This is a genomic window from Ammoniphilus soli (assembly GCF_040813775.1).
Genome location: NZ_JBEGDL010000005.1, coordinates 1 through 22,067 on the forward strand (window position 1 = coordinate 1; position 22,067 = coordinate 22,067).

Here is a 22,067-nt window from a genome sequence, read left to right on the forward strand (position 1 = left end):
AGCGCTTCAAAATCCGTGGGGTTCTTCGCGATGCCTTGCGTCAAAAGAGCGTAGGAATCATTGAAGAAATTCCGGAAAAGGGGATTGTGAAGTACGCGAAACCGGCTGGGATTATTGGATCGATCGTTCCAACGACTAACCCTGATTTGACTCCTGCTGGAACAGCGATCTATGCGATTAAAGCTCGCGATGTGGTGATCTTTTCTCCACACCCTCGTTCCAAGAAGACGACCTTTGAAACGGTTCGCTTAATGAGAGAAGCGTTGGAAAGAGAAGGAGCGCCAGCGGATATCCTGCAATGTATTACGAATGTCAGCATTCCGATGACCAAAGAATTGATGGCGAGAGCCGACCTTGCCTTGGCAACCGGCGGTAAGGATATGGTGAAGAGTGCCTATAGCTCCGGAACGCCAGCGTATGGCGTTGGTGCGGGAAATGCGACCATGATTTTCGATGAAACCACCGATGTAGCGGAAGCCGCACGCAACACGATGTTGAGTAAGACTTCTGACTTCGGTTCCGGTTGTTCCGCCGACGGGAACCTGATCATTCACGAGAGCGTGTTTGAGCCGATGCTCGAGCAATTAGTAAAAGAAGGCGGCTATCTCGCGAACGAAGAAGAAAAAGCGAAACTCCGTGCCGTGATGTGGGATGCGGAAGGACATCGTCTTCCTACAACCGTCGCGATTGCTCCGCAAAAATTGGCAGAAGCAGCTGGCTTTACGATTCCTGGGGATCGCAAGTTCATCATCGTTCGCGGGGACCAAATCGGAAAGCAGCATCCATTCTCTGGTGAGAAGTTAACTACGTTGTTAGCTGTTTATAAATATGAAGGTGAATTCGAAAACGCCCTGGACATGATGCGTGCGATTTATGAAGTGGGCGGTAAGGGGCACTCCGTAGGGATCTATTCCTTCAACGACGAGCACATTCACCGTTTAGGACTGGCTGCCCCAGTGAGCCGCATTATGGTGCGTCAGCCTCAGTCCAAGGCTAACGCAGGTGCGTTCAACAATGGGATGCCGATGACCTCCAGCATGGGTTGCGGAACGTGGGGTGGTAATATTACGTCCGAAAACGTACACCTGAAGCATTATATGAATACAACTTGGGTATCTCGTCCGATTCCAGAAGACAGACCTTCTGATGCCGAGTTGTTCGGAGAGTTTTTCCAACCTGAATTGGAACAATAAATCGTAGAAAATAGTTCATGGCGGGGGGGCTTTCCCCCCTATGAATTATCTAGATAGAGGTTCCATAAATTGGTGTGCCGAATGAAAATGTTCTCCATGGTATATTAGGATTACCGTCATCTAAACCTTTGGAGTGAATGACTTACTATAAATAAAAATGATGGGGTGTATATATGAAAAAATTTATTTTAGCTTCTATTATTACTAGTATGGTTGCGTTGGTTGGATGCTCCTCCCAAACGACAGAACCACAAGCGGGAGAAGCGAATCAAGCCGCTCCAAAGGGCGAAGAAAAAGTGATGAAGCTAGCTGTTGTAACGAGCAAAGATCGTTCTCTGACTCAGGGACTTTACAAATTTGGTGAAATCGTAGAGAAAGAATCCGGCGGATTGATTAAAGTTCAGGTCTTCCCAGATGGGCAGTTGGGCGGCGATGTTGCTGTATATGAAGCCATGAAAATGGGCTCGATCCAAGGAAGTACCATGTCATCCGGCCCGATCTCGTCCTTTGCCCCAAGTTTCAGTGTATTAGATTTACCGTTTTTATTTAAGGACGAGGCAACCGCTTACAATGTTTTGGACGGAGAAATCGGTCAGGAACTGCTTAATGATCTCCCTGCAACTGGTGTTGTCGGTTTGAATTACTGGGAGAACGGATTTAGACACCTTACGAACAATGTAAGAGAAGTAAAGACGGTGGAAGATATCAAAGGGTTGAAGATCCGTACGCTGGAAAATCCGCTCCATATCGATATGTGGAAAGAATTAGGCGCTACTCCGACTCCAATGGCTTTCACTGAATTGTTTACGGCTCTTGAGCAAAAGGTAGTGGATGGACAGGAGAATCCTGCAGGTAACGTGACTACTTCCAAATTTTATGAAGTTCAGGATTACTTAACAAAAACCGGACATATCTACAATGCTAGCGTTTTCTTACTTAGCAAATCTTTTTGGGATTCGCTGACTGAAGAAGAAAAAGCAATCGTAACGAAGGCGGCAAAAGAAGCGCAAGCGTTCCAGCGTGAGCTTAATCAAAAAGAAAGCACAGAAGCCATTGACTTCTTGAAGAAAGAAGGCATGACGGTTACGGAACTATCTGATGAGGAAAAGAAAAAGCTGGTAGAAGCGGTACAGCCAGTATATAAGAAATACTCTGCTGAGCTTGGTGAAGATTTGGTAAATAAATTAATTGATGCCAATAAATAGAGTTAAGCTAGGATCTTAAGGAGGACCAGTCCTCCTTAAGTTTTTTCAGATATAAAGATACCAGTTTTGATCAGATGAAGGGAGGCGTTTGAAGGTGGAAAAAGGGAAGAAATGGTTCTCCAGTCTTAACAATATACTGATGGCCTCCTGTTTAGCGGTTATGGCTATTCTTGTTTTCGGGAATGTAATTTTGCGTTATGCTTTTAGTTCAGGGATTACCTGGTCGGAAGAGGTTTCGCGTTTTCTTTTTGTATGGATGACGTTTCTTGGTGCTATAGCTGCCCTGAAAGAGAATAAGCACTTAAATGTAGATATGTTTGTCAACAAACTTCCTAAAAATATAAAAGTAGTTGTCCTCATTCTAGGGCAATTAATCATGTTAGTCGTACTATGGCTGCTTCTTGAGGGAACTTGGAAAATGACCTTGATGAGCGTCAGCAGTGTAGCTCCTGCTACCGGTTTGCCGCTATCTTACGTATACGGTGTCGGTATTGTCGCAAGTATTGGAATGGGAGCTCTTGTATTGATTAATATTTTTCGGATTCTTTTTCCAAAAAAGAGCTTGAATGAAAAAACAGCTGAAAAAAGAGACCCAGAGGATATGTCGTACCATGTGAACGCGGCGGGAGGTGAAAAGTAATGGCATTAACGATTTTTCTCGTTTCTTTGTTTGGGATCATGGCGCTTGGTGTACCGATCGCTTTTGCCTTATTGGTAAGCGGGATTGGGATCATGGCCTATTTGGATATGTTCGACATGCAAATCATTGCCCAGAATTTGATTAAAGGGGCAGACAGCTTTGCGATGCTGGCCGTGCCGTTCTTCATTCTTGCAGGAGAATTGATGAATGCCGGAGGGATTTCCAAGCGCATTGTGAGCTTTGCGATGTCCATCTTTGGGCATATTCGCGGAGGCCTTGGTTACGTAGCCATTTTTGCCAGTATACTTTTTGCCGGTCTTTCGGGGTCTGCTGTTGCCGATACGGCTGCGCTGGGTGCCATTCTCATCCCTATGATGGTCAAAGCGGGATATGACCGGAACCGTTCTACCGGTTTAATCGCTGCTGGGGGGATTATTGCTCCTATTATTCCTCCAAGTATCCCGTTGATCCTGTTTGGAGTTACCAGTGGTGTATCGATTACCAAGCTGTTTATGGCTGGAATTATTCCAGGGATATTAATTGGTGTGGGATTGGTTGTGACATGGTGGCTAGTGGTTCGCAAAGGGAATTTTGAAACCCAGCCTCGAAAGTCTGTGAAAGAAATGTTCCAAGCCACTCGTGATGCATTCTGGGCGCTTATGCTGCCTGTAATTATCGTCGGAGGACTTCGCGGAGGGATTTTTACCCCTACAGAGGCTGGCGTGGTTGCTGCTTTCTATGCCTTGTTTGTTGGTCTAGTCATATATCGCGAGCTCAAATTGGAAGAGTTGTACAAGGTGCTTGTTGAATCGGCGAAGACGACCAGTGTCGTGATGTTCCTGGTGGCCGCTGCGATGGTATCCGCGTGGATGATTACCATTGCAAATATTCCTATGATTTTAACAGAAACACTCGAACCGCTTGTCGCCAATCCATTGATTCTTTTAATTGCGATTGTTGGCTTAGTGTTATTGATCGGGACTTCCATGGACTTGACGCCAGTCGTACTAATTTTGACACCCATTCTCATGCCGCTGGTTAAGGCTGCCGGAATTGACCCTGTACATTTTGGGATTGTGTTCATTTTCGCTTGTTGTATAGGCTTGTTAACCCCTCCTGTCGGGACAGTGTTGAATGTGGCTAGTGGGGTAGGAGGCATCAGTTTAGAAAATATTTTAAGAGGGATATGGCCTTTCTTATTAGTTGAAGTGATCGTGCTGATCTTGCTTGTATTTTTCCCGGGATTGGTTCTAATTCCTCTAGAATGGTTTACGTAATTAAACTAATGAAGTTAGACCGGTTATTTTATCGCAAGATAAGAAATCGGTCTTTTTCTCACATAATTAATTTTCCTCATAGTCGTTGACAACGTTTTCGAAACAGGCATATAATTTGGTGGATTAAATCGCTTACAGATGATCAAAGAAGGAAATATATAGATATAGGTGATTTTAATGATAAAAAAACGATCGCGTGTGACCTTACAGCAGGTTGCCGAACATGCTGGTGTATCGCGGGCGACTGCCTCACTCATTGTTCGCGGAAGTGAGAGCATATCAAAAGAGACAAGGGAAAAAGTGCTGAAGTCTATGAAAGAGCTGGGGTATGTTTATGATCGCATAGCGGCCAATCTACGCTCCCAGAACTCTTCAACCGTTGGCTTAATCATATCCGAGATTGGAAACCCCTTTTTCTCCGAAATGCTGGTGGGAGTCCATCAGGCTCTAGATAAAGAGGGATATACCGTCATTCTCGGGACATCGTTCGATTCCTTAGATAAACAGCATGACTTGCTTTCTACGATGCTAGAATACCGCGCAGGGGGAGTCATTATCAGCCCGGCGCCGGGGACTTCCCATGAAGCGATAGAGCGGCTGGAACAATGGGGGATCTCTGTAGTCATCGTTACGAGAGAAACCTCCTTACCTGAAAAATTTGATTATGTCGGTATCGATAATGTGCTCGGTGGCCATCTTGCCGTGGAGCACTTACTTCAGAGGGGTCATCAAAGAATTGCTTTTGTTGGAGGTTTTCCGGATTCCTCCGTTCGCAGGGACAGACAGCAGGGCTATGAGGAGGCGCTGCAAAAGGCAGACATTAAAGCAGAGGAGTCACTTCTACTGGACACGCCAGTGTCCAGACGAGGAGGCATGGAAGCGATCAAGAAATTATTGGCCTTGCCGAATCCGCCGACCGCTGCCCTATGCTATAACGATGTGGTGGCATTGGGCGTCATGTCCGGTTTGAAGGAAATGGGTCTCAATCCAGGCGAAGACTTTGCTTTAGTCGGTTTCGATAATATCCAAGAGGCCTCCATGGTTACGCCTGGTTTGACGACGATCGAAGCCTTCCCTAAGTCCATTGGCACCTATGCTGCGGAACTTCTGCATCAGCGAATCGGCGGCTTGGAGGATGATCCGAAGCATATCATACTTACCCCTGAATTGGTGGTAAGGGAGTCCTGAGGGTGACTCATAGGTGCCTAGGCACTTTTGAGTCACCCCTTTTTGTACACTCAGAGTGAAACGACCATTTTTCCATTCCCCTGGTTGAATAAGTGGAGAAGTGTCAATTAAAATTAATATCAAACAATAAATAGTCAAAATAGTGGGTAAAGCTCCATCTAATTCAATTCAATCCCATTATTTTGGTTGTTCCACTGACATTAGTGGGCGTTATTCCAACTAATTGCCAGAAAAAGTAACGAAAAGGAGGTTTAATTGGCGAATCTCCACTTACTTCAAACCTACCTTTCCTCTTATCTGGATCGAACACTACCGAGGCCTAAGTACATTAAGAAAGGCTGTCGCCAAAGTCGGTTTTTACCGACCTTTTGGGACAGCTTCATTTCGGACTTATAACTCTGGATCAGGGCTTTTCTTTAATTTATTCAGTAACATATATAGAAAAATTGCACTTACAACAATTATACCAAGCGGAACAAGATATTGTTTGAGCAAGGGTTCTACAGATTTCCAATTCGGGCCTAATTGATAACCTAAAAAGATATAAAGTGAGGAAATGGGAAGCATTGCCAAAAATGTATACCAGCAAAAAATCACGGGACTCATATTTGCTATACCGCAAGGTATAGAAATGGCCGTTCTTACACCCGGTATAAACCTGCCAAAGAAAGCAACCCCCGCCCCATATTTTTCGAAGAAGCGTTCAGACATAATAATCTCTTTTTCTCGAATGAAGAAGTACTTGCCGTATTTTTGGATGATGGGCCGCCCGCCATATTTTCCTAGCGAATATAAAGTGAGGGGGCCTGTCACACCACCGATGCTTCCAGCTAATATAGCCAACCATAAATTCATTTCACCTTGGTATACCCAATATCCCACAAGCGGAAGAACCAGTTCCCCAGGAATGAACTCGAAAGTCAAGGCAAGGATCACACCAAAATAAGATAGCTCTTTTAGGACATATACTAATTCCATCAAAAAATGTTCCACATCTACACCTCTTACACGCATATTCACTCCTCAATAATTATAGTACAATCTTGATCCCGGTAAAAGAACAGCGACATGAGGTTAAAGGACACCAATTGGTTATTTTTAGGAAGGAGCAAAAACCGACATGTGACGATGGGGCCAAGGTTGTAATAGGCCCTGTTTTTTTTAGATCCATTGTTTTATGGGATAATTAAGATTATACTTTATAATAAAAGTAGTGGAGGAAGGGTAGAAAAGATGGCTCAATTAAAAAATACAATAAACATTAGAGGAAAAGAGATCGGAAATAAGCAGCCGCTGATCTGTACGCCATTAATTGGAGGAAACATGGATGCGATTGCGGAAGAGCTAAAGAAAATCGTGTCCAAGAAGCCGGATCTGATTGAATGGCGCGCTGATTTTTTTGAATCCTTAAATAATATAGATAAAGTTCTAGAAACAGCAGCCAAAATCAGAGAACAAATAGGGGAAACGCCCCTGCTCTTTACGATACGATCCCATAAGGAAGGCGGGCAGCCGATTCCCTTATCAGAACAAGAAAAACTCAATCTGCTTTCTGAACTTTGCCGAAATAAAGCGATCGACTTAGTAGATTATGAGCTGGTGAATGATCATCAAGACATTCAGCTTGTTCGCGAGGTGTCAAGGGAGCATGGGATTGCCTTGGTATTATCCTACCATAACTTTGATTGTACGCCACCGTCTCCATCAATAGTCGATAAAATACTAGAAGCAGAAAAAATGCAAGCAGATATCGCCAAGGTTGCGGTGATGCCGAAATCGAAGATGGATGCGCTTTTATTGCTGGCCGCGAGCGAAGAAGCGCAAAAAGAGCTGAAAATTCCTTTGATTTCGATCTCCATGGGAGAGTATGGAGCGATATCACGTTTGCTGGGGTATTATTTTGGTTCAGATATCACCTTTGCTATCGGCGAAGCTAGCTCTGCACCAGGGCAAATTCCAATAGAAGACTTAAGAGCGGCATTATCTATGATAAAGAAATATGTATAGATAAATAGGGGGTAACTTTCAATGGCTTTACATGAAACGGAGGGCAAAAAAAATAAAAATGCCAAGGAATCAGAATCGTTGCGAACCGTGCAACGTGCCTTGGACATTTTAGGATGCTTTTCCGTCGAACAAGCTGAATTATCACTTACAGAAATTGCAAATATGATATCATTGGCGAAATCTACTACGACCCGCTTGCTGCTCACCCTCGAGCAGAATGGGTATGTAGTGAAAAACAGCGAGACCTTAAGATATAGACTTGGTTCAAAGCTGTTCTATCTCGGACATGTTGTGGGACAATCTATGCAATTCCGGGAGATTGCCAGACCCTTCATGAAAAGGGTGAGGGATGAGGCAAAGGAAACGGTCAATCTCTATGTATTAGAGGATATGAACCGTGTATGCGTGGAGCAAGTGGAAGGACCTCTGGCCATCCGGCATATGGTTCAAATCGGCCAGAAGCTTCCTCTAGCGGTTGGAGCAGGCGGTAAAGTGCTGTTAGCGTTTCAGGACAAGTCCTTCCAAACCCAAGTCCTCAATGATTTGGACTCAGAGGAAAGACGGAATAAGCTAGCCAATGAATTAGAGCTGATTCGAAAAGTAGGGTATGCAATCAGCCGTGATGAAAGAGAACTGGGATCGTCAGCCGTGGCGGCTCCCATCTTTGACATGAAGGGCAAGGTACATTCGTGTATATCGATTTCTGGACCAAGCCTGAGGTTTACTGACGAGAAAGTGGATAGGATAAAGCAGATCACCAAAATGGAAGCCCTTCAAATTTCGCGTTCGATCGGTTTTATCGAAGAAAAAGCAAATATCTAGATAAAAAGCAGAGGATCCCACCATGTCTAGTGGAATCCTCTGCTTTTTTTATAATACTTCTACAAGTTCTTTGTTGGACTCTGAGGGTCTTGCATTCAGTTGAGCAACACCGCTGTCGATCGCGGCTTGGGCCACATAGGCTGCCACTCTTGGGGCAACGCGTTGATCCAGCGCGTGTGGAATCACGTAGTCAGCGGTCAATTCATGGCTTTCTACTAATTCAGCGATAGCCCGAATAGCAGCGAGTTTCATCTCCATGTTAATTTCGGTGGCTCGAACATCCAAGGCTCCACGGAAAATTCCTGGGAATGCTAACACGTTATTCACCTGGTTAGGGAAGTCAGAACGTCCGGTTCCTACGACGGCAGCTCCAGCAGCCTTCGCTTCTTCTGGCATAATTTCCGGTACCGGATTGGCCATAGCAAATAAAATGGAACGAGGATTCATCGATCTAACCATGTCAGCTGTGACGGCTCCGGCAACGGATACCCCGATAAACACGTCCGCTCCGACAAGAGCATCTGCTAGGGTGCCGCTCTGTGCAGAATGGTTGGTGATGTTGGCAATTTCGCTCTTGATAGCGTTCATGCCATCAGGACGTCCCTTATAGATAATTCCTTTTGTGTCGCAAAGAAGGATATCTTTTACGCCAATGGTGTGGAGAAGCTTGGTGATGGCAACCCCGGCAGCTCCAGCTCCATTGATGACAATCTTCAAATCAGCCATATTTTTTTCTACAAGCTTGACGGCATTGAATAATCCGGCCAAGGTTACAATCGCGGTTCCATGCTGATCATCATGGAAAACAGGGATTTTGCATTCTTTTTGCAATCTTTCCTCAATTTCGAAGCAACGGGGAGCAGCGATATCCTCTAAGTTGATTCCTCCAAAGGTCGGCTCGAGCGCCTTAATGGTATTGACTAATTGATCCGTATCCGTCAGGTTCAAACAAATCGGAAAAGCATCCACTCCAGCAAAGGTCTTAAATAAAGCGGCCTTTCCTTCCATGACAGGCATAGCGGCTTGAGGGCCTATATCTCCTAAACCCAGTACAGCTGTACCATCGGTAACGACTGCCACTAAGTTTCCTTTAATCGTATATTCGTAAGCAAGCGTTTCATCTTTATGTATTTCTTTGCACGGCTCGGCAACTCCAGGTGAATAGATAAGACTGAGATCTGCAGCACTTTCCACTGGAATCTTTGAATCTACCGTTAATTTTCCTTTGTACTCTCGATGAAGATTTAATGCTTTGGTGTAAAGATCTGCCATGGTTAGTATTCACTCCTAAGTTTTAAAAAGTGGAATCAAATTACATATACCGGAACTATATGCTGAATATTATCAAATTTTCCATAAAAAGTCTATGATTTTAAAAAAATTGCCATAAAAAGTCTATTAAATTAAAAAAAGTTTCATAGACCTCTTGTCAAATTAACTTGGATGTATAATAATTATTTATTATTAGATCGATCTAACAAAAAGAACTAACATACTCAAAGGACTCAATCCTCATGTACTATTTTAAAGACTTGTTTCTACAGATCCTGATCATCTTATTGCCGGTGTTTTTTTATCACATGTTTCTCGCTCGCAGATACAATGGGCAGAAGACAACAGAAAAGTCCATTGTCATTTTCTTTATGATAGCGGTAACGATGCTGCTATGTATGTACTTCCCGATATTTTCAGAAGAAGGCCTGCGCTACGACTTAAGATATGTGGTCTTGATGTTCGGAGTATTTTATGGAGGCGGCTATGCTGCCGGAATCATGTTGTTTATTGTCCTCCTACTATATCGCTATTATCTGGGAGGCTTCGGACTATATTATACTTTTTTTGAAGGCTTGATCATATTGCCATTTATCTGCTTTTTCTACAACCGATTTTTGCGCAGTAATCGAAGAGAACGCACCCAAATCGTCATAGGAAATGCTTTGTTTACCTCGCTCATATTTATGGCTGATCATCTTTATTTTATAAACAATCATGTCAGCTTTGCCCATCTGCTTATTTCTTTTGTTATTGTACTAACCTCTTGGATTGCCATCTTTATGATTGAAAACATCAAGGAAAATCATAGGTTGCATGTTGAGGTTCAAAACATGGAGAAATTAAGGGTTTTAGGAGAACTCACCAGTTCTTTTGCTCATGAAATCAGAAATCCCATGCAGGTTAATCGGGGATATCTTCAGCTATTGAATGAGTCGTCGATTCCAGACAAATATAAAAGCTATATCGAGATATGCATGGATGAGATAGACCGGGCCAACGACATCATTACGGATTATCTTACCTTTGCCAAACCGCAAGCAGATGATATGAGGCCTATAGAAATTAACGATGAAATCAGCAAGATCACAGCCCTTTTACATTCCTATGCCTTAATGCAAAATGTCGAAATTCAAGTTGTTTCCAATAGAAAACCATTATGGATTTTAGGAAATGCACAGAAATTGAAGCAGTGCCTCATTAATATTATCAAAAACGGCATAGAAGCCATGCCTGATGGGGGAAGGCTTGAAATCAGCTGTTTTTCAAATGAAAGCGAAGTGCATATCCATATAAAGGACCAGGGTGTCGGCATGTCGGATCAGGAAATGAAACGCCTGGGAACCCCTTTCTATACTTTAAAGGACAAGGGAACAGGACTGGGCTTAATGGTCAGTTATCGGATCGTTGAATCCTTTCATGGGAAAATAGGCGTCACAAGTGAAGAAGGACGAGGGACTACGTTCTCGATTTCACTTCCTGAGCATTTATATCATCGCTCCAAAAAAGTATTTCAAATGGGAGAGCGTCCAGTCATCGTTAGAGATTAAAATAAAATATTTTTGAGGAGGATTCGCATCATGATTCAAAAGGAGATCGAAGTTAAATTAAGACAAGGGCTGAATGCAAGACCGGCCACGCTATTTGTGAGAACGGCGGGTTCGTTTGCTAGCCAGATCCAAATCATGCATAAAGATCAAAAAGCGGATGCAAAAAGTATCTTGGGGATTATGTCCATGGCCGTTTTCAGAGGCGAAAAAATAACCTTAGCGGCAGATGGGGCTGATGAGCGAGAGGCCATTAAGGCGCTGGAAGATATTTTGGTAGGGGCGGAATAAACCGGCCTTTGCGATATTGAAAAAAAGAAAAGAACGTTTATAAATAACCAGATTCCCTTCGAAAGGGATCTGGTTTCTTCTATTTATATATAGAAGAGTATATCTCAAGCCTTTTTATTTCTTGACGCAAAATACATTCCTCGTTATGATATATTTCGGGATAAGAAACTTTCGGCTAATGAAACTTTTGTGAAGCGAAATAACGAGGAGGTGAAAGTATTGGATAAAATGGCGCATTTGCTTATGGAGCATAACCAAGCGTTTATGGCCATTGTCACGCATGAACTAAGGAAGCGCAATATTACGATTCCTCAAGCCATCTTAATCGACACAATCAAGAATGATGCGAAAACTATAGGGGAGATCAGTAAAGCGATGGAGCTTTCTTATAGTACGGTTTCAGGGATCATTGATCGGTTGGAGCGTGATGGTTTGGTTGAACGATATCGCGATGAAGAGGATCGTCGGGTCGTATGGGTCAGATTAACGCAAAGCTGCAAAGAACTGCAACAGACCGATCCCTTTATGAACGCTGATTATTTTAAGGAAATGTTTAAGGGGATGACCCCAGAGGAAGAGGAAATGATTGAAAAATCCCTGTCAATCTTGCAGGTATTTTTTGAACGACATATGAAGTCCCTGGTGGAAGGGAAAGGAAGTGAATCGGAATGAATTTGTCTGAATTATCGATCAGGCGTCCAGTCACAGTATGGATGATTATTGTGGCTATGCTTATTTTTGGTTTTGTTTCTTTTCCAAAGATGGCTGTTGACCTTTATCCGGAATTAAATCTGCCTGTTGCCGTCGTAGTGACAAGTGTCGATGGCGGAACTCCGGCTGAAGTGGAAAACCTGGTAACCAAGCCGATTGAAGAAGCCCTGGCTTCAGTGTCCAATGTGGATAAGATTTCTTCCAATTCCGTTGGGGGAGCGTCCCAAGTTATCGTTCAGTTTAACTGGGGAACAGACCTGGATCAAGCCACACTGGATATGCGGGATAAGGTGGATTTAATTGAAGGAATGTTACCGGATTCCGCGAATTCGCCGCGAATTCTTCGTTTTGATCCGAATGCCCAGCCTGTAATTACCTTGGCTTTGACAGGGGATCAAGACACAGCCAAATTAAAATCGGTTGCCGATAATGTGGTGAAACCGAGATTGGAACGGATTGACGGAGTAGCCTCCGTTGGAGTAATGGGCGGACAAGACCGATATATTGAAGTGATGCTGGACCCTTTGAAGCTTGAAACTTATGGGATTACGCTTGACCAGATTCGCCAGTCGCTTTCTGCTTCCAATCTCTCGGGTTCAGCCGGATCCGTAAAACAGGGGGATGAAGAGCTTAGCATCCGAGTTCAAGGTGAATTTGAAGATGTGCAGAGCATCGGAGAAACGCCGATTTCAGTAGCGGGGGGCAGCATTCGCTTAAAAGATGTGGCTACAGTAAAGGACACGCTGGCGGAAGTCTCCCAACTGAGCTTTTTGAATGGAGAACCGAGCTTAGGTTTAACGATTACGAAAGCTTCCGGAGGGAATACGGTACAAGTGGCGGATACCGTACACCAGGAGCTTGAGAGGCTCAAGGCGGAATTGCCGGACAATCTGAAGCTGACCGTGATTGTAGACACCTCTACATATATCAAAGACTCTATCAATACGGTCGCTGAGCATGCTTTGCTGGGCGGACTTTTTGCGATCCTAGTGCTCTATCTATTTTTGAATAGTGCACGATCTACCTTAGTCGTTTCCATTGTCATTCCGATTTCTGTTGTCGCTACCTTCTCGATGATGTACTTTACGGGACAAACGATCAACTTGATTTCCTTGAGCGGTCTTTTGCTCGGCTTGGGTTCGTTGGTTGACTTTGCCGTTGTTATTCTGGAGAATATCTTCCGCCTTCGCCAACAAGGGAAGGGGATGCTGGAGGCGGCAAGGGAAGGTTCCAAACAAGTGGGAAATGCGGTTATGGCTTCAGCTCTGGCGCAAATCGTGGTGTTTATGCCGATTGTTTTTGTTGAGGGGATTGCCGCAGAATTGTTTGGACCGCTTGCTTTAACGGTGATTTTCTCCCATATTGCCGCTTTAGTGGTGTCCATCATGCTGGTTCCGATGCTCAGCTCGCACTGGATCAACAAGGTACCAGATGAATCGATTTATCATAGTGGCAATTATAAAGGTAAGAATCCCGTCGTTTGGTTTAATATCGGATTCGAAAAGCTGTCCCACGCCTATGGCCGTTTGCTAAAATGGGCCCTTCAGAAAAGAAAAACCGTATTTGCCTTGACCATTGCTTTGTTTGTCGGGGCTGTCGGGATGATGCCGATGGTGGGGATGGAATTCATTCCAAAAATGGATCAGGGTCAATTAAGTGTTAGCGTGAAAATGCCAACAGGCACGGTCCTGGAGGAGACGGCCAAAGTTGTTTCCCAACTCGAATCCGTGATAAAGGAAACTCCGGAATTAGACAAATTATATACGTCGATCGGTTCGTCAGGAGGCCCAGCGGCGCTTTCCACAGGAGCAACCAACCGCGCTCAGCTGGACGTGATGCTTGTTTCCTTAGAGGAGAGGGAGCGTTCAACGGAGCAAGTGATGCTTGACCTGCGAGAGAAGCTGAATTTTATACCCGATGCGGAAATCAATGTAACCGAAGCGCAGTCCGGCGGAGGCATGACCGGGTCGGCGCTGCAAATGAATTTGCGTGGGGATAATCTGGAGACGCTGAAGGATGTTGCCGACATTATTGCCGGAGAGGTCCAGCAGGTTGAGGGGACGTTGAATGTGAAAACTTCACTGGATGCGACTCAGCAGGAATTCCAGGTGATCATCGATACGAAAAGACTGAGCCAGTATGGATTGACTACTAGTCAAGTACTGAACGCTGTGCGAACCGCTTTTGATGGTCAAAATGTGACCCACTATCGCACCGGAGACGATGAAATCGACGTAAAGATCAAAATGCCAGAGGATTTTAAACAGGATGTCACGTTCCTGGATCGTTTGCGAATCACGACGCCTCAAGGGGCAACGGTCGCTTTATCCTCTGTTGCCAATATTGTAAAAGAGGACGTGCCGCAAACCATTACCAGATCCAATCAAACGCGTGAAGTTCAAATTACAGGGGATGTGGCGGGCCGTGACTTAGGTTCGGTGTCCCGAGACATTCAGCAGAGATTAGACCGTCTCCAATTGCCGGAAGGCTATCAGCTGGAGGTGGGGGGACAAAACGAACAGATGGCCGAGTCCTTTATGCAGCTTGGATTAGCCATGCTATTGTCGATTGTCTTTGTCTACATGGTCATGGCAGCGCAGTTTGAATCCTTATTTAGTCCGTTTATTATTATGTTCTCTATTCCTCCTACCTTTATCGGTGTTGTGGTAGGGCTGGCAGTAACGGGAAATGCCCTCAGTGTTATGGCAATTATTGGGTACATCCTCTTGATCGGGATCGTCGTAAATAATGCTATCGTGCTGATGGACTATATTAATCAGCTTAGAGCAGAAGGGATGGAAAGAAACCAAGCTGTTCTGCAGGCTGGTCCGATCCGTTTGCGCCCGATCCTGATGACGACCTTATCGACCATTTTGGCGATCTTGCCGCTGGCTTTTGGAGGCGGGTCCGGGAATGAAGGCCAGGCGCCTATGGCCATCGTTGTTGCTTTTGGTCTAAGTTTTTCCACGTTGATTACGCTCATCCTGATTCCTGTAGTTTATACCTGGTTCGATGATCTGGGGATCAAATGGCGAAATCGCAGGAACAGGAAGAAAAAAATAAAGCCAACAGAAACGAACGTACCATTGTAATTCGTGATTGAGGGAGGGAAGAAAATGGTGAATCGGAAAATGAAATCCCTAGTTTTAATGCTTGTATTATCGATCAGTGTTCTAGGATGCTCGAAAAATGAGGAAGTGTCACAAGCTGATGAAGAGGCGGTTGTACCTGTCCAGGTAGAAACGGTAACCCAAGGGAATGTAGAGGAAAAGGCAGGAATCAGCGGAAAATTATCACCTAACGAAAGCGTCCAAGTGGCTCCGAAAGTAAGTGGGAAAATTGCTAAAATCCACGTTTCCTTAGGGCAGCAGGTGAAGCAGGGAGATATCCTGTTTACTCTGGACCAGGCAGACTTAGCGAACGCCGTCAAGCAATCCCAAGCGGCTTATGAGCTGGCTGTAGCCAATTTGAAGCAAAGCGAAAACAGCTCCAATCAAGGCATTGCCCAAGCGGAAGGCAGTGTGGATCAGCTGCGCAATTCCATTGCGCAATCGGAAAACGGGCTGATTCAAGCCCAGCAAGCTTACCAAGATGCCCAATTGAGCGAACAGAGGACTAGGCAGCTTTTTGAAGCGGGTGCGGTCCCGATCGTAGAGATGGAAAAAGCCGAGACGGCTTTGAAAAATGCGGAAATTGCGGTAAAAAATGCGGAGACTTCTCTAACGAATGCCAAATCATCCTTTGAGAACGCCCAAAAATCTTTGCAAAGCGCACAGAGCAAAACGGCCGTTGAGGTTGCCAAAGCGTCCGTTAATCAAGCTCGCGTGAATCTGCAAAATGCAAAGGATCAGCTTGCGAATGCGAACGTACATGCTCCCATATCCGGGGTAGTCTCTTTAGTTCAAGGGGCTACAGGCCAGATGGCCTCTCCCCAATCGGCAGTCGTTCATATCGCCAGCATGAATCCGATGATTGTGAAGGCGAACCTGTCCGAGTATGAAATCACATCGATGGGGCTTGGCAACAAAGTGGTACTTGAAATCCCAGCCTTACAGAAAAAGCTAGAGGCTACTGTCTCCGCGATCAGTCCGGTGATGGATTCCCAATTGAAAGCCTACCCGATTGAGATTGCCATTCCGAACCCATCAGGAGTGTTAAAAGCCGACATGGTGGTGGACGTTAAGATTTCCACAGCGAAGGACGCAGCCAAATCTCTAGTTATCCCGCGAAAAGCGATCATCGAAGAACAAGGAAAACGCTTTGTCTATAAGCTGGAGGGAAACGTAGCGAAGAAAGTGGAAGTGGAAACAGGAAAAGAAACAAGTGAAGCCGTAGAGGTGAAAACGGGTTTAGCTGTAAACGAGAAAGTCGTTGTGAAAGGACAAACGCTGCTTAAAGATGGAAGTAAAGTAGAGATCCAAGAAGTGAAGCAGTAGGAGATTGCTCCGGTTAATTCTTGTGGAACATGAGTTTCTTATGTTTCACGGAAATAACCGGAGTTTTTCCTGTTATACAAAATGATCCTCATGATCAACGGCACTTTTCCTCTTAGTTGCAAAAGGCTGGATCCGTCCGAATCATGTGTTTGGACAAATAGCGATGGAATTCGATTCCATTGTTGTTTATACTCTATCATATAAGGATACCAACGTTGAAAAGGCAGGAGAGTAATGAAAAACATAGAGGAAATTTTAGGGCTCGTCAAAGATGGGAAGATGAGTATTGAAAAGGCAATGGAAAATTTAAAGGGCTATGAAGACTTGGGCTTCGCCAAGGTGGATCATCATCGATCAAAAAGAAAGGGTTTTCCCGAAGTCATTTATGCCGAAGGAAAAACGGCGCAGCAGGTTCATGACATTTTCCTCAGTCTGCGGGAAAAGGGGGGCAGGGTGCTGGCTACACGGGTTCAAGCCGAGGTGGCTAAGAAGGTTGAGGAATCCGTCCCGGACGTGATTTATAACGAGAGGGCAAGGACCCTGTACTGGACCAATGAGCCGGAAACCTATTATCCCGGCTATGTAGCGGTGGTTTGCGCGGGAACTTCGGATATGCCCGTTGGTGAGGAAGCAGTGGTTACCCTAGAAGCGCTGGGCTGTAGAGTGGAGCGAATCTATGATGTCGGTGTAGCAGGGATTCATCGCTTGTTTGATCGACTGGATCAAATTCAACAGGCGGATGTGGTCGTGGTCGTGGCCGGGATGGAAGGCGCTTTGGCCAGTGTCGTTGGGGGACTGGTTTCCAAGCCGATCATTGCTGTTCCCACCAGCGTGGGCTATGGGGCAAACTTTGGCGGGCTATCGGCTTTGCTAACCATGCTCAACTCCTGTGCAACAGGGGTCAGTGTAGTGAATATTGATAACGGCTTCGGTGCGGGATATAGCGCAGGGGTAATCGTTAAGAACAAGTACGAAAGGAAATAGAAGATGGGTAGATCTCTTTATCTAGATTGCATATCCGGGATTTCCGGAGACATGACACTGGCGGCTTTAATGGATCTCGGGGCGGATCTTTCCTATATTGTGGACCATTTAAAGCAACTGCCGGTAGATGTTTTTGAGATAGAAGTTCATTCCGTAGTGAAGAAAGGAATAGCCGCAAAAAAATTGAAAATCGATTTTCAGCCTAACTCCCCTAGACCCGTTCTTTTCCGGATGCAGGATCATGATCACGTCCACCGCCGGGCTGCAGATATTCTGCTGATGATTGAGGAAAGTGAGCTGCCGCCTCGAGTCAAGCAGCGGAGTTCGGCTATTTTTCAAGCGATAGCGGCTGCGGAAGGAAAAATTCATGGAATGGATCCACAGGAAGTTCATTTCCATGAAGTGGGTGCGATGGATTCCATCATTGACACGATTGGGGTATGTTTAGCTTTAGAGGATTTAGGAATTGATCAGCTATATGCCTCTCCGGTTCCTACCGGCAGCGGAAAAATGCGTATGGCCCATGGGCTTTATCCGATTCCCGCTCCGGCCACGGCAGAGCTTCTTCGCGGTATACCTCTGGCTGTTCTGGAGGTGAAGGGGGAATTGACCACACCTACTGGAGCCGGCATATTGAAAGCCCTAGTCACGGAATTCAAACCCATTGGCGGCTTTACCATTCAACAGATCGGTTATGGGGCAGGGGAAAAGGATTTTGACCATCCTAATGTATTAAGAGCTTTATTATTGTGATACATAACAAAGAGAGCCTGTTTCATCGGACAGGCTCTCTTTTATGATGGCTTAGTATGATTTCTTAACTTCAATCTTATAGGCTCTCAGTTTCCGATATAAGGTACTTCGATCGATCTCCAGCAGCTTAGCGGCCTTCGATATATTCGAGTTACATTGTGTTAAAGCGGATATAATTCTTTCTTCTTCTGACTTAATGGCAGTTGAATCGATCATAGGATGGGTTTCAAGCTCAAATTCGTTTTCACCTAAGAATTTGCTGATTTCATATTCGGTCATAGATTTTTCTTTAGCTATTACCGTCAGTCTTTCAATAAAATGAACTAATTCTCTTACATTCCCTGGCCAATGATATTCCGTTAGCTTTTCCAATCCCTTTTGGGCAATATCGATTTGTTTTTTATAAAGAGATGTATAAACCCTCAAGAAATGCTGCGCAAGATATGGGATGTCACCCTTCCTTTTGCGTAAAGGAGGCAAATTTATGGTCAACACTTTTAATCTATATAATAAATCCTGCCTAAAGCTACCCTCTTTCGTTAGCTCTAGCAAATTTTTATTGGTGGCGGCAATAATTCGCACGTCAACGGGAATATACTTGTCATCCCCCAAACGCATCACTTGTTTCTCTTGCAGCACCCGCAGCAAGCGGCTTTGCCCGTATTTATCCATTTCCGAGATTTCATCGAGAAAAATCGTTCCCCGATGGGCCATTTCAAATAAACCCGGCTTTCCTTTCTTTGTAGCTCCAGTAAAAGCTCCTTCCACATATCCGAATAACTCGCTTTCCAGTAAATTGGGCGGCAACGCGGCGCAATTAATGGCGACAAACGGACCGTTTTTTCTAGGGCTTTCATTATGGATGCTCTGGGCGAATAACTCTTTTCCCGTTCCGGTTTCACCAGAAATGAGGACGGTGGTATCCACTACTGCTATTTCTTGAGCAATTCTTTTCGTTTCCATCATTTCATTAGAAGTTCCTATGATGTCTTCGAAATGATATCTAGCTACTAATTTTTTGGTCATGACCTGATTGCGGATTTTTGCTTCCATTTCCTGAATCTGAGTGATATCTTGGAACGTTATCATGGCACCGATAATTTCTTTATCCACGACGATAGGCGCAATATTGGAAGAAATCCAGATATCTTTAAAAAGGGTGATTTGACCAATGGATTCTTGTCCTTTAGACAAACAGGCCTCAATATCAAGGGAATCTAGTGATGGAGGCAATTTTTCCCCAATCAGTTCTTTTGCGGAGAGATTTAACAGCCGTTCTGCTGTTGGGTTAAATACTTTGATGATTTTCTCGCGATCAATGCTAATGATGCCTTGGATGGAGTAGTTGATCAATGCTCTAAATTCCTGAGATCGTTCTTTTTCTAAATTGCGGGCTGATGAAATTTTTTGTGCTTCTAGTAACGCTGTACGAATGGAAAAATCTCCAGAAGTAATGAGAAGTGTTTTGAATCCATGTTTTTCGGCCAAAATGACGGATTTGATTCCGCCCACTACGATATCGATTTCAGATGTTATTTGCTGTATCTTTTCAGGGATATCCTCTGAAGTTTCGAGTGGATGGATATAGAGTTTAATACCTAATATATGAGAGAGCACTTCAATATCGTAGACCATATTTTGAAAGGCCAGAACGGCAACCTTAGGCGTAGTTAATCCCGTTAATAACTTGGCTTCATGGAATACTTGAGCTAGGTCTTGTCCGGTAATAGGGATTTCCACAATCGGTATTTTAATCCCCGATTCCTTGATTAAACTCGCGGTGCCGCCTCTGCAGACAATCGCATCTACATCCTCGTTTTGCAGTCTTTTAGAAAGTCTAACCGCCCTTTTCAATCGGGCTAAATACATATCAACTGTATCGGTTAAGCCAAGCTCTCGGATAATTTTTTTCCCTTGAATAAATAGTTGCTTATCTGGTGCAATAAACGCAATCTTGCTCAATCAAGACCACCCCCTTGGGTCTCATTATAAAGGATGTTGATACCAGGTGCTACAATTGTGGTATCATACTGCAACAGTTGGTGGTAATTTGCTACAATTGTTCTATTCATCGCGAATCCGTTTTGAGTGTTTTCCGTGTTTGATGAGTTGGCACAATATTTGCTTTTAAATTAATTATGTACAATTCATTAAGAAGGAGAACGTGCCCATGTCTGCAAACGTAAAAGCAACAAAAGAAACTCCCTTATACATTAAAGTAAATGAACAAGATAATGTAGCCATTATTGTCAATACAGGCGGATTGCCTGAAGGGACGGTCTTTCCATGTGGTTTGGTGCTGACGGAGAAAGTTCCGCAAGGGCATAAGGTAGCTTTAACGGATCTGGAACAAGATGAGGCGATCATTCGCTATGGTGAAGTGATTGGCTATGCTGGTCGCCCTATTAAAAGAGGAAGCTGGATTCAAGAGTCCTTGGTGGTTATGCCTACGCCACCGAAGCTAGATGAATTGCCTATTGCTAATAAAGTGCCGAAGTCGATGCCAGCCCTTGAAGGATATACGTTTGAAGGATACCGAAATGAGGATGGATCGGTCGGGACGAAAAATATATTAGGGATTACAACCAGTGTTCAATGTGTGGCAGGTGTCTTGAATTATGCCGTAAAACGTATAAAAGAAGAAATTTTGCCTAAGTATCCTAATGTTCATGATGTCGTGGCCTTAAATCATAATTACGGATGCGGGGTTGCCATTAACGCGCCTGATGCCATGATTCCCATCCGTACCATTCAAAACATTGCCATTCACCCGAATTTTGGAGGAGAAGTATTAGTCGTAGGTTTGGGCTGTGAGAAACTGGTTCCTACTAGATTAACTCCGGATGGGGATACCGGCAGTATTGTTTCCTTACAAAACCAGGAAGGTTTCATGAATATGATTCAATCGATCTTGGAAATGGCGGAAGAGAAGCTGATCAAATTGAATAAACGGCAACGCGTCACTTGTTCTGTTTCCGATTTGGTTATTGGCTTGCAATGCGGGGGAAGCGATGCGTTTTCAGGTGTTACGGCCAATCCGGCTTTAGGCTATGCTGCCGATTTGTTGGTGCGGGCTGGGGCAACGGTGTTATTTTCAGAAGTAACAGAAGTTCGTGATGCGGTTCATTTATTAACACCTCGGGCTGTGAATGAAGAAGTTGGAAAAGCTTTGATCCAGGAAATGAAGTGGTATGACAATTATTTGCAAAGAGGAGAAGCAGACCGCAGTGCCAATCCTTCACCCGGCAATAAGATAGGCGGACTCACAAACGTGGTAGAAAAATCACTGGGTTCGATCGCAAAATCAGGCAGCAGCCCGATTGTACATGTTTTATCCCCTGGAGAAAAAGCGACGAAAAAAGGTCTGATTTTTGCCGCTACACCTGCCAGCGATTTTGTGTGCGGAACGTTGCAATTAGCTTCTGGTATGCACCTTCAGGTATTCACTACTGGGCGCGGGACTCCTTATGGTTTATCTATGGTTCCCGTAATCAAGGTATCAACCCGGAATGCCTTAATTGATCAATGGCATGACCTGATCGATGTGAATGCAGGGACGATTGCTACAGGTGAGTCATCAATCGAAGAAGTGGGCTGGGAGATATTCCATCTCATCATCGATGTGGCCAGCGGCCGTAAGCAAACGTGGGCGGAACATTGGGGATTACACAATGATCTGTGCTTGTTTAATCCTGCACCCGTGACCTAAGCACGAGCTGGATAGTGGCGAAAAGGGGGGTG

18 protein-coding genes are annotated in these 22,067 nt (G+C 44.6%); 15 read left to right on the plus strand and 3 right to left on the minus strand.

Going from position 1 to position 22,067, the window contains the following annotated elements; translation table 11 throughout:
- From ABLT31_RS11995 to ABLT31_RS12015, 5 genes are all read left to right on the plus strand, one after another.
- Positions 1-1,193: aldehyde dehydrogenase family protein (locus ABLT31_RS11995; RefSeq protein ID WP_367751763.1), on the plus strand; the 1,193-nt coding region annotated here is incomplete at its 5' end.
- Positions 1,194-1,366: 173 nt separating this feature from the next.
- Positions 1,367-2,398, plus strand: coding sequence for a DctP family TRAP transporter solute-binding subunit (locus ABLT31_RS12000; RefSeq protein ID WP_367751764.1), 1,032 nt, complete (start codon positions 1,367-1,369; stop codon positions 2,396-2,398).
- Positions 2,399-2,492: 94 nt separating this feature from the next.
- The gene (locus ABLT31_RS12005) at positions 2,493-3,038 is read left to right on the plus strand and encodes a TRAP transporter small permease (protein WP_367751765.1); all 546 of its coding nucleotides are present in this window, start codon (positions 2,493-2,495) and stop codon (positions 3,036-3,038) included.
- The gene (locus tag ABLT31_RS12010) at positions 3,038-4,315 is read left to right on the plus strand and encodes a TRAP transporter large permease (RefSeq protein WP_367751766.1); all 1,278 of its coding nucleotides are present in this window, start codon (positions 3,038-3,040) and stop codon (positions 4,313-4,315) included. The genes ABLT31_RS12005 and ABLT31_RS12010 overlap by 1 nt, the downstream gene beginning before the upstream one ends.
- Positions 4,316-4,492: 177 nt before the next feature.
- Positions 4,493-5,503, plus strand: coding sequence for a LacI family DNA-binding transcriptional regulator (locus ABLT31_RS12015; RefSeq protein ID WP_367751767.1), 1,011 nt, complete (start codon positions 4,493-4,495; stop codon positions 5,501-5,503).
- Between the two features lie 390 nt (positions 5,504-5,893).
- On the opposite strand, the gene ABLT31_RS12020 is transcribed toward ABLT31_RS12015, so the two are convergent.
- Positions 5,894-6,496 carry a DedA family protein gene (locus ABLT31_RS12020; RefSeq protein ID WP_367752356.1) on the minus strand — a complete coding sequence of 201 codons (603 nt, stop codon included), beginning with the start codon at positions 6,494-6,496 and terminating at the stop codon, positions 5,894-5,896.
- A gap of 240 nt (positions 6,497-6,736) precedes the next feature.
- On the opposite strand from ABLT31_RS12020, the gene aroD reads away from it, so the two are divergent.
- The gene (gene aroD / locus ABLT31_RS12025) at positions 6,737-7,510 is read left to right on the plus strand and encodes a type I 3-dehydroquinate dehydratase (protein ID WP_367751768.1); all 774 of its coding nucleotides are present in this window, start codon (positions 6,737-6,739) and stop codon (positions 7,508-7,510) included.
- A 21-nt stretch (positions 7,511-7,531) separates the two neighbouring features.
- Positions 7,532-8,332: an IclR family transcriptional regulator gene (locus ABLT31_RS12030; protein WP_367751769.1), complete on the plus strand. Its 801-nt coding sequence runs from the start codon at positions 7,532-7,534 to the stop codon at positions 8,330-8,332.
- 48 nt (positions 8,333-8,380) lie between these two features.
- Here ABLT31_RS12030 and ABLT31_RS12035 read toward each other — a convergent pair whose 3' ends face one another.
- On the minus strand, positions 8,381-9,604 hold the full coding sequence (locus ABLT31_RS12035; protein WP_367751770.1) for an NAD(P)-dependent malic enzyme: 1,224 nt from the start codon (positions 9,602-9,604) through the stop codon (positions 8,381-8,383).
- 242 nt (positions 9,605-9,846) lie between these two features.
- Between ABLT31_RS12035 and ABLT31_RS12040 the strand changes: the two genes are divergently transcribed.
- From ABLT31_RS12040 to larC, 7 genes are all read left to right on the plus strand, one after another.
- Positions 9,847-11,154: an ATP-binding protein gene (locus tag ABLT31_RS12040; RefSeq protein ID WP_367751771.1), complete on the plus strand. Its 1,308-nt coding sequence runs from the start codon at positions 9,847-9,849 to the stop codon at positions 11,152-11,154.
- Between the two features lie 30 nt (positions 11,155-11,184).
- Complete coding sequence (locus ABLT31_RS12045) at positions 11,185-11,442, plus strand: HPr family phosphocarrier protein (RefSeq protein ID WP_367751772.1); 258 nt, start codon at positions 11,185-11,187, stop codon at positions 11,440-11,442.
- Positions 11,443-11,670: 228 nt separating this feature from the next.
- Positions 11,671-12,114 (plus strand): MarR family winged helix-turn-helix transcriptional regulator, encoded by a 444-nt coding sequence (locus tag ABLT31_RS12050; protein ID WP_367752359.1) that lies wholly within the window; start codon positions 11,671-11,673, stop codon positions 12,112-12,114.
- Entirely contained in the window at positions 12,111-15,245 is a 3,135-nt protein-coding gene (locus ABLT31_RS12055; protein WP_367751773.1) for an efflux RND transporter permease subunit, read from the plus strand. Before ABLT31_RS12050 ends, ABLT31_RS12055 begins: the two co-directional genes overlap by 4 nt.
- Before the next feature lie 24 nt (positions 15,246-15,269).
- Positions 15,270-16,589 (plus strand): efflux RND transporter periplasmic adaptor subunit, encoded by a 1,320-nt coding sequence (locus tag ABLT31_RS12060; RefSeq protein WP_367751774.1) that lies wholly within the window; start codon positions 15,270-15,272, stop codon positions 16,587-16,589.
- A 234-nt stretch (positions 16,590-16,823) separates the two neighbouring features.
- On the plus strand, positions 16,824-17,573 hold the full coding sequence (larB, locus tag ABLT31_RS12065; protein WP_367751775.1) for a nickel pincer cofactor biosynthesis protein LarB: 750 nt from the start codon (positions 16,824-16,826) through the stop codon (positions 17,571-17,573).
- Between the two features lie 3 nt (positions 17,574-17,576).
- Positions 17,577-18,326, plus strand: coding sequence for a nickel pincer cofactor biosynthesis protein LarC (gene larC, locus ABLT31_RS12070; protein WP_367751776.1), 750 nt, complete (start codon positions 17,577-17,579; stop codon positions 18,324-18,326).
- A gap of 51 nt (positions 18,327-18,377) precedes the next feature.
- Here larC and ABLT31_RS12075 read toward each other — a convergent pair whose 3' ends face one another.
- A complete protein-coding gene (locus ABLT31_RS12075; protein WP_367751777.1) occupies positions 18,378-20,288 on the minus strand; it encodes a sigma 54-interacting transcriptional regulator in 1,911 nt (636 codons plus the stop codon).
- 208 nt (positions 20,289-20,496) lie between these two features.
- Here ABLT31_RS12075 and garD point away from each other — a divergent pair, with 208 nt between their 5' ends.
- Positions 20,497-22,035: a galactarate dehydratase gene (gene garD, locus ABLT31_RS12080; RefSeq protein WP_367751778.1), complete on the plus strand. Its 1,539-nt coding sequence runs from the start codon at positions 20,497-20,499 to the stop codon at positions 22,033-22,035.
- Positions 22,036-22,067: the final 32 nt, after the last annotated feature.